The 7,893-nt window shown below is 74.6% G+C and carries 7 protein-coding genes; 1 reads left to right on the forward strand and 6 read right to left on the reverse strand.

Features of this window, described 5'->3' with window-relative positions:
* Positions 1 to 12: 12 nt before the first annotated feature.
* From bioD to AC3WRM_RS17630, 6 genes are all read right to left on the reverse strand, one after another.
* Complete coding sequence (bioD, locus tag AC3WRM_RS17605) at positions 13 to 723, reverse strand: dethiobiotin synthase (RefSeq protein WP_492249854.1); 711 nt, start codon at positions 721 to 723, stop codon at positions 13 to 15.
* Positions 720 to 1,847, reverse strand: coding sequence for an 8-amino-7-oxononanoate synthase (locus AC3WRM_RS17610; protein WP_492249855.1), 1,128 nt, complete (start codon positions 1,845 to 1,847; stop codon positions 720 to 722). Before AC3WRM_RS17610 ends, bioD begins: the two co-directional genes overlap by 4 nt.
* Positions 1,844 to 3,124, reverse strand: a complete 1,281-nt coding sequence (locus AC3WRM_RS17615) for an adenosylmethionine--8-amino-7-oxononanoate transaminase (protein ID WP_492249856.1) — start codon at positions 3,122 to 3,124, stop codon at positions 1,844 to 1,846. The genes AC3WRM_RS17610 and AC3WRM_RS17615 overlap by 4 nt, the downstream gene beginning before the upstream one ends.
* 14 nt (positions 3,125 to 3,138) lie before the next feature.
* Positions 3,139 to 4,317 carry a biotin synthase BioB gene (gene bioB, locus AC3WRM_RS17620; protein WP_492249857.1) on the reverse strand — a complete coding sequence of 393 codons (1,179 nt, stop codon included), beginning with the start codon at positions 4,315 to 4,317 and terminating at the stop codon, positions 3,139 to 3,141.
* Positions 4,318 to 4,402: 85 nt separating this feature from the next.
* A complete protein-coding gene (locus AC3WRM_RS17625; RefSeq protein ID WP_492249858.1) occupies positions 4,403 to 5,671 on the reverse strand; it encodes an alpha/beta hydrolase fold domain-containing protein in 1,269 nt (422 codons plus the stop codon).
* Positions 5,668 to 7,065, reverse strand: a complete 1,398-nt coding sequence (locus tag AC3WRM_RS17630) for a CoA transferase (protein WP_492249859.1) — start codon at positions 7,063 to 7,065, stop codon at positions 5,668 to 5,670. Before AC3WRM_RS17630 ends, AC3WRM_RS17625 begins: the two co-directional genes overlap by 4 nt.
* A 65-nt stretch (positions 7,066 to 7,130) precedes the next feature.
* Here AC3WRM_RS17630 and AC3WRM_RS17635 point away from each other — a divergent pair, with 65 nt between their 5' ends.
* Positions 7,131 to 7,820 carry a helix-turn-helix domain-containing protein gene (locus AC3WRM_RS17635; RefSeq protein ID WP_492249860.1) on the forward strand — a complete coding sequence of 230 codons (690 nt, stop codon included), beginning with the start codon at positions 7,131 to 7,133 and terminating at the stop codon, positions 7,818 to 7,820.
* Positions 7,821 to 7,893 lie beyond the last annotated feature (73 nt).

Here is a 7,893-nt window from a genome sequence, read left to right on the forward strand (position 1 = left end):
CGGAGGTGGGGGTCAGACGCCAGGTCGCGAGCGCAGGCCGAGGTCGAACCACGCGGGGGCCGCGGCGACGAACTCCGCCCGCGGCAGCGCCCCCGCTCCCTCGGGCACGACGGCGAGGAGCGGCACCCCCGTCACGCCCGGGAGGTCGTCACGGTTGCACCGCTCGGCGAGGCCAGGGCGCTCCGGCCACGCGCCCACGACCACGCCCAGCGGCTCCACCCCGCGGGCCCGCAGCGCCTCGACGGTGAGCGCCGTGTGGTTCAGCGTGCCGAGACCGGCCCTCGCCACGACGACCACCTCGACCGTCACGTCGGGGGGCGCGGCGTCGACGAGCCCGACCGCGAGGTCGAGCAGCGTCCCGCCGTCCGCGTCGAGCCGGACGAGCAGCCCGCCCGCACCCTCGACGACCACGACGTCGTGCTCGGCCGCCATCCCCAGCACGGCGCGCACGTGCTCCGACACCGGTGGGAGCGCGACCCCCTGGCGACGCGCGGCGGTGTCGGGGGCGAGCGGGTCGTCGAGCGCCACCAGCTCACGGCACGCCGCGCCGGTCAGGGCCTCGACAGTGCGCGCGTCGCGCGGCTCCGGGTCGGGGCCGCCGATGCCGGTCTGCACCGGCTTGACCACCAGCACGCGACCGCGCGCGGTGGCCGCGAGCGCGGCGACGGCCACCGTCTTGCCGACCCCGGTGTCGGTCCCGGTGACGATCACGACGCGGCTCACCGGAACGTCCCCGCGACGCCGACCAGCACGTCCAGGGCGCGCGCCCAGTCGTCGTCGGCGACGCCTGCGCTCGCCGTCACCCGCAGACGCGAGACCCCGTCGGGCACCGACGGCGGCCGGAAGCACCCGACCCGCACCCCGGCGATGAGCGCGGCCGCCTGGGCGGCCACCGCCGCCTGCGGCGACGGCATCGGCACCGACAGCACGGCCCCCGCGGGCACGGCGACGTCGAGAGCGGCGGCGAGCTCGCCGACGCGACGGTGCACCGTCGCGGCCAGGTCGGGGCGGCGGCGCACCTCGTGCAGCGCCGCGAGGGCGCCGGCGGCCGACGCAGGTGCGAGGCCGGTGTCGAACACGAACGCACGTCCGCGGTTCACCAGGTGCTCGCGCAGGGCGACCGGTCCGAGCACGGCGCCGCCCTGGCTGCCGAGCGCCTTCGACAGCGTGGCCGTGACCACCACGTGCTCGAGCCCGGCGAGCCCGAGCCGCGTGACCAGTCCTGGCCCGTGCACGCCGAGCCCGTGCGCCTCGTCGACGACGAGCAGCCCGCCGTGCCGCTCGCAGAGCCCGGCCAGGTCGACCAGCGGGGCCGCGTCGCCGAGCACCGAGTAGACCGACTCCACCAGCACCAGGGCGCGCTCTCCAGCACGTTCGGCATCGCGCAGGGCGCCCGCCACCGCGTCGACGTCGCCGTGCGGGACGATCGTCAGCCGAGCGCGCGACAGCCGCACGCCGTCGACCAGCGACGCGTGCACGTGCGCGTCGGAGACCACCCGCGTGCCTCGGTCGGCGAGGGCGGCGACGACGGCCAGGTTCGCGTGGTAGCCCGTCGATGTCACGAGCGCCGCAGGCTGGCCGAGGTCGCGGGCGAGGGTCTGCTCGAGCTCCTCGTGCACGGCGAGCGTGCCCGTGACGAGCCGGGACGCTCCCGCGCCCGCGCCCCAGTGGAGCGCTGCCGTAGCGGCAGCGCGTGTGACGGCCGGGTCGCGCGCGAGGCCGAGGTAGTCGTTGCCCGCGAGGTCGATCGTCGGGTCGTCGGCGCCGCGCGGGCGCAGCGTGCGCGCGAGCCCGGCCTCCGCCCGCGTGGCGTGCTCCTGCGCCCACCAGTCCGTCCAGACGCTCATGCGGCCCGCACCGCCTCGCCGACCCCGGCGACCAGCTGCGCCAGCGCGGCGTCGTCGCAGACGTACGGCGGCATCGTGTAGACGAGGTCGCGGAAGGGCCGCAGCCACACGCCAGCGGCGAGCGCGGCGTCGGTGGCTGCCGGGACGTCGACCGGGTGGTCGAGCTGGACCACGCCGACGGCGCCGAGCGTGCGGACGTCGGTCACGCCCTCGACGTCGCGCAGCGGAGCGAGGCCACGGCTCAGCGCCTCCCCGACGCGCTGCACGTCGGCCTGCCAGCCGCGCTCGAGGAGGAGGTCGATGCTGGCCGACGCGACGGCGCACGCCAGCGGGTTGCCCATGAACGTCGGGCCGTGCATGAGGGCACCGGAGTCGCTGGCCGAGACGCCGCGTGCCACCGCGTCGGTGCACAGCACCGCCGCGAGCGAGACGTAGCCCCCGGTGAGCGCCTTGCCGACGCAGAGGACGTCGGGCGCGACCAGCTCGCTCACGAAGAGGTGACCGGTGCGGCCGAACCCCGTGGCGATCTCGTCGTGCACGAGCAGCAGACCGTGCTCGTCGGCCACCTCGCGCAGCACGCGCAGGCACGCGACGGGGTACGGGTGCATGCCGCCCGCCCCCTGCAGGAGCGGCTCCACGACGACGCCCGCCAGCTCATGGGCGTGCCGGGCGGCGAGGTCGCGGACTCCGTCGGCCCACGCCGCGATCTCCGCGTCCGACGCGTCGTGGCGCGGCGGCCGGTCGGCGAACACCTGCTGCGGCAGCAGGTCGCGCCACATGGCGTGCATGCCGACGACCGGGTCGGTCACGCTCATGCAGTCGAACGTGTCGCCGTGGTAGCCGCCGCGCACCGTGAGCATGCGGGTGCGCTCGGGGTGTCCTGTCCCGCGCTGGTGCTGCAGCACCATCTTCAGCGCCACCTCCACGGCCACCGAGCCGGAGTCGGCGAGGAACACGCGCTCCAGCGGGGCGGGCGTCAGCTCGACGAGCCGTCGCGCCAGCTCGACGGCCGGTGCGTGCGTGAGCCCGCCGAACATCACGTGGCTGAACGACGCGACCTGCTCGACCACCGCACGGTCGAGGACGGGGTGCCGGTACCCGTGCACCGCGGCCCACCACGACGACATGCCGTCGACCACCCACGTCCCGTCGACCTCCAGACGGCACCCGTCGGCGCCCGTGACGACCCTCGTCGGGGAGGGCTCCGTCATCGAGGCGTAGGGGTGCCAGACGTGGGCGCGGTCGAAGGCGCGCAGGTCGGCGACAGTCGCGGTCACGACAGGGTCGGCGATCAGGCGTTCGCGGGGACGTCGGTGCCGGCGCCGCGCTGCCGGATCGCGAGACCGGTCGTGCCGTCGTGCGAGGCGCAGCCGCCACAGGCGCTGCCGCAGCCGGTCGACGCGGTGCCGCACGGCGAGGCCGCGGGTGTCGAGGGGGCAGGGGTCGCGGTCGCAGCCGTCCGCTCGACCGGCTCGTGCTCCGGCAGGTCCTCCGCGCCGAGGATCGTGAACCCGTGGTCGCGGATCAGCTCGACGTCGGCTCTCGCGTCCTGCCCCTCCGACGTCAGGTAGTCGCCCAGGAAGATCGAGTTGGCCACGTGCAGCGCGAGACCCTGCAGCGAGCGCAGGTGCATCTCCCGTCCGCCGGCGATGCGCACCTCGCGGTCGGGGCACACGAAGCGCGCCATCGCCAGGATCTTCACGCACCGGGCCGGCGAGAGCTCCCAGGTGTCCTCGAACGGCGTGCCGTCGAACGGCATGAGGAAGTTGACGGGGATCGAATCCGAGCCGAGCTCCTTCAGCGCGAACAGCGCCTCCACGAGCTGCTCGTCGGTCTCGCCGAGCCCGGCGATGAGCCCCGAGCAGGGCGACAGGCCGGCCGTGCGGGCCTTGGCGATGGTGTCGACGCGATCGTCGTAGGTGTGGGTGGTGACGATCTCGTCGTGGTGGGACGCGGCGGTGTTGATGTTGTGGTTGTAGGCGTCGACCCCGGCCTGCTTGAGCCGCTCGGCCTGCCCGTCCTTCAGCAGCCCCAGACAGGCGCACACCTCGACGTCGGGGTAGCTGTCCTTGAGCGCCTCGGTCATCTCGGCGACCTTCTCCACGTCGCGGTTCGAGGGGCCGCGGCCCGACGACACGAGGCACACGCGCGACGCACCGCCGCGCAGCCCCGCGCCCGCCTGGCGCAGCGTCTCGTCGGTGGAGAGCCACGAGTACTTCAGGATCGGCGCCTCGGACCCGACGGCCTGTGAGCAGTAGCTGCAGTTCTCCGGGCACAGCCCGGACTTGAGGTTGACCAGGTAGTTGACCTTGACGGTGCTGCCGAAGTGCGCGCGGCGCAGACGTCCGGCGGCAGCGACGACGTCGAGGAGGTCGGCGTCGTCGGCACGCAGGACGGCGAGCGCGTCGGCCTCGGAGGCGCTGCCCCCGTCCAGGACGTGGGTGGCGAGCTGGTCGAACGATGCGGGCATGAGAGTCCTCGACTCGGGCGGCGGTCACTGAACACCGTTCAGGTGAACGGTGTTCAGGTGACGATAGCCGATGGCGCCGGGCGCGTCACGGGGTCGTCGGCGACGAGCGTCGGTCGCCGTCATGACGCTGCAGCCAGTCGAGCGTGAGCTGGCGGCTCGCAGCCGCGGCGGGCGTCAACGTCGAGGTCGAGTCGCCCGCGCTGTGCTCCATCCCGGGGTACTGGACGTACCGGTGCGTCACGCCGTGCCGCGCGAGGACGTCGACGAACGCGCGAGCACGGTCCGCGAGGACGAGGTGGTCGCGTGCTCCTTGGTAGACCAGGGTGGGCGGGGCGTCGGCGCTGACGTGGGTCGCGGAGTCGGTGAAGCGGTACCGGTCGGGGTGCTCGGCGGGCGTGCCGCCGACGTACCACTGCTCGACCTTCCGGGCGATCGCCGTCCGGTCCCCGATGCCGGTGAGGTCGACGGCCGGATACCCGCCGATCACAGCGCGGACGACCGGCAGCGTCGTGCCCGACGGCGAGCAGCTGGACCTCAGGGTGTGGTCGGCCGACATGTAGGCGGCGTTGATGGCCAGGTTCCCTCCGGAGGAGAGGCCGAGCATCGCGACCCGGTGGGGGTCGAGCCGACGCGCCTCGCCGGTCCGGGCGATCCAGGCCAGGGAGCAGCCGACGTCCTCGACCTGGGTCCGCCATGGGTGGTAGGTCGGGGACGCGAGCCGGTAGTCGACGTCGAGCACCGCGTAGCCGTGGGCGGGGAGGAACCCGGTGTACGCGTTCGGGCCCCGCGTCCCGCTCGAGAACCCGCCGCCGTGCACGGAGACCACGACGGGCCATCCCGCTCGCGGTGCGCGTCCGGACGGGAGGTAGAGGTCGGCGCGCAGCGTGGTGGTCCCGGCGGTCCCGACCGTCACGGTCTGGCTGGGTCCGCTGTCCAGGCCGGTGAAGGGCAGCGTCGGCAGCAGCGGGCTCGTCCCGGCGCCCGTGGACGCGATGGAGACGGCCAGCGCGACGCTCGTCGCGACGGCAGCCACCGTGCCGGCCGACCCGGCCACCGTGAGCACGAGCGGGAGGCGCCGACGCGGCCGAGGTCGCCGTCGCCAGAGGGTCGCGGCGCTCGCCACGCCGACGACGCCGACGACGACGTTCCACACCCCCAGCGAGTCCCGCAGCACGCCGAGGAGGATCACCAGGTACTGCGACACCTCCCACTGCAGCAGCGGCATCGTCCACGACACCGGGACGACGGCGAGCAGCTGCGCGAGCACCGTGAAGGCGACGGTCACGATCGCGACCGTCCACAGCAGGATTCGCCCGAGCGCGCGCACCCGACGTGCCGTCGGAGCGGACGTCATCGTGGCTCCGCCCACGCCATCGGGGCCGATCCGAGCGGCCACGGTGCACCGCGGTGCAGGTCCCACGCGGGGGTGACCTCCAGGAGGCTCGGCAGGGCCGCCACGCGCCCGAAGGGACCCTCGGTCTCCACCGTCGGCACCTCGTCGAGGTGCTCGCGCAGGTCGGGTCCCGCGGAGACCTGGCGGGGGTTGTCGCCGAACGACTGCACCCAGGTGCAGACCTTCGCGAGGTCGACGTGGACGTGCCACGAGCCGCCCTCGGTCGCCTGCCGGTGCAGGGCGGTCTCGATCCCTGCGGCGAGGAGGAACGCCGCCACGTAGTCGTTGAGGAGGTAGGTGGGAGGGAGCGCGGCCCGGTCCCCGCCGCCCTCCTCCAGGGCGAAGCCCGTGGCCGCGCAGGCGAGCTGGTCGAACCCGCCTCGGTCCGACCACGGTCCTCGGTCTCCCCATCCGTGCACGTCGGCGAGGACGACCCCGTGGTGGTCCCGCGCGAGCTGCTCCGCGTCCAGCCCGAACCGTGCGAGGTGACGGTAGCTGTGGACCACGACGTCGGCGCCGTCGAGCACGTCGTCGAGGCGCGCCCTCCCCTCCGCGGTCCGGAAGTCGCAGAACGCGTTCCGCTTCCCCGCTCCGGTCTCGATGATCATCGCGTTCGGATCGGGGCGGTCCGGACGCGACACGTGGAGGACGTCGGCGCCGAGCTCGGCCGCGAGACGAGCAGCGACGGGTCCCGCGATCACGTGGGTGACGTCGACGACCCGGACGCCGGTGAGAGGGGGCTCGGTGGACGACAGCGGTGCTCGCGGCACCGGGTCGGCGTCCCCGGTGCGCTCGATCCTCACCAGCGGCTCGCCCGCGACGGCTCGTCCGACGTCGGAGGCCGCCCACTCCTCCCGGGTCCGGACCATCGCGGCCGTCCCGCCGGCCGCGACGATGGCCTCCTCGAGTGCAGGAGCGTCCCAGGTGGCGGCCGCCGCCGCGATGCGGTCGGCTCCCGGAGCGCACCCGAGCACGCGGAGCGCCCGGTCGCGCAGGTGCGGGTACGACAGGAGGACGAAGACCTGCCGGCCGTCGCGGCACGTGGAGAAGTCGCTGTCGGCCAGGAGGTGCGGGTCCTCCATCGTCGCGGCGGCCGGGACGTCGCCGACCCGGGTCGCGAAGACCGCCATGAGCTGCAGCAGCGCGTCGTCGGTGCGCACCCCGACCGACCGGCCGGGTGCGCCTCGCAGTGCGCCGAACGCCGCGGCGGCGGCTCCGTGGGCCGCCATGGCGGCGCCCATGCACTCGGCGAGGCGGTGCGGGGAGGTCGTCGCCGGCTCGCTCCCGACGACGTGCGTCCTGGCGAGGTCGAACGAGAACAGCGACGCGAGGTCCAGGAGGGGAGATGCGGTCACGGCTCGAGTCTTCGACGCGCGGTCCCCGACGGCCAGGATTGCCGGATATGCGGCATCCTCGACCCATGAGCGCGCACCGTGGCGTCGACCGGATCGTGGACCTGCTCGATGTCGTCGCGCGCGCCGACACCCCGCCGACGGTGAGCGAGCTCGCGCGCCGACTCGACGTCCCGCGGTCGTCCGTCCACGACCTCGTGAGCGGTCTGGAGGGGCACGGCTGGCTGCTCAGGGCCGGCCGCGGCTTCCGCGTCGGACCCGCCCCGCTGGTCCTCGAGCTCCTCGCGGCGCGGCACGTCTCGTGGACGTCGATCGACGCGGACGCCTACGCGGACCGGTTCGACCTCGCGGCCGCCGCTGCCGTCCTCGTCGGGCGCCACGTCGTGTACACGGCACGGTCGGAGAAGGTGGTCGACGAGCGGTACGCCCGCGTGGCCGACCTGCACCTCCCGCGTGACCCGCTGACGACCGCGGCCGGACGACTGCTGCTGAGCACCGCACCCGCCCAGGTGCTCGCGAGTGTGCTGCGCGTGACCCGCGCGACCGACCCCGAGCTCGTGGCGGACTACGAGGCGCAGCTGCCCCTCATCCGGCGCCGACGGACCGCGTGGAGCGACGGGCTGTCGAAGGACGAGGTCGCCGCGGTCGCGGTCTTCCCGCACCCCGACCGACGGGAGGCGCTCGTGCTCTTCGGACGGCGTGGGACCGACGCAGCCCGCCTCACGGCCGCCGCGCGCGCCCTCGCGCACGTCGCCTAGGTGTGATGTCCAGGCAGGTTGTTGGCGATCCTGCTGATGGGTGGCAGCGTTCCGAGAGCGGAGTGGGGCCTGT

The organism is Aeromicrobium sp. EU05-FHT14F07, from assembly GCF_058790455.1.

Coding starts and splice junctions, on each gene's coding strand:
- AC3WRM_RS17610 (WP_492249855.1), bottom strand. CDS start 1,847: ATGAGCGTCTGGACGGACTGGTGGGCGCAGGAGCACGCCACGCGGGCG.
- bioB (WP_492249857.1), bottom strand. CDS start 4,317: ATGCCCGCATCGTTCGACCAGCTCGCCACCCACGTCCTGGACGGGGGC.
- AC3WRM_RS17625 (WP_492249858.1), bottom strand. CDS start 5,671: ATGACGTCCGCTCCGACGGCACGTCGGGTGCGCGCGCTCGGGCGAATC.
- AC3WRM_RS17635 (WP_492249860.1), top strand. CDS start 7,131: ATGAGCGCGCACCGTGGCGTCGACCGGATCGTGGACCTGCTCGATGTC.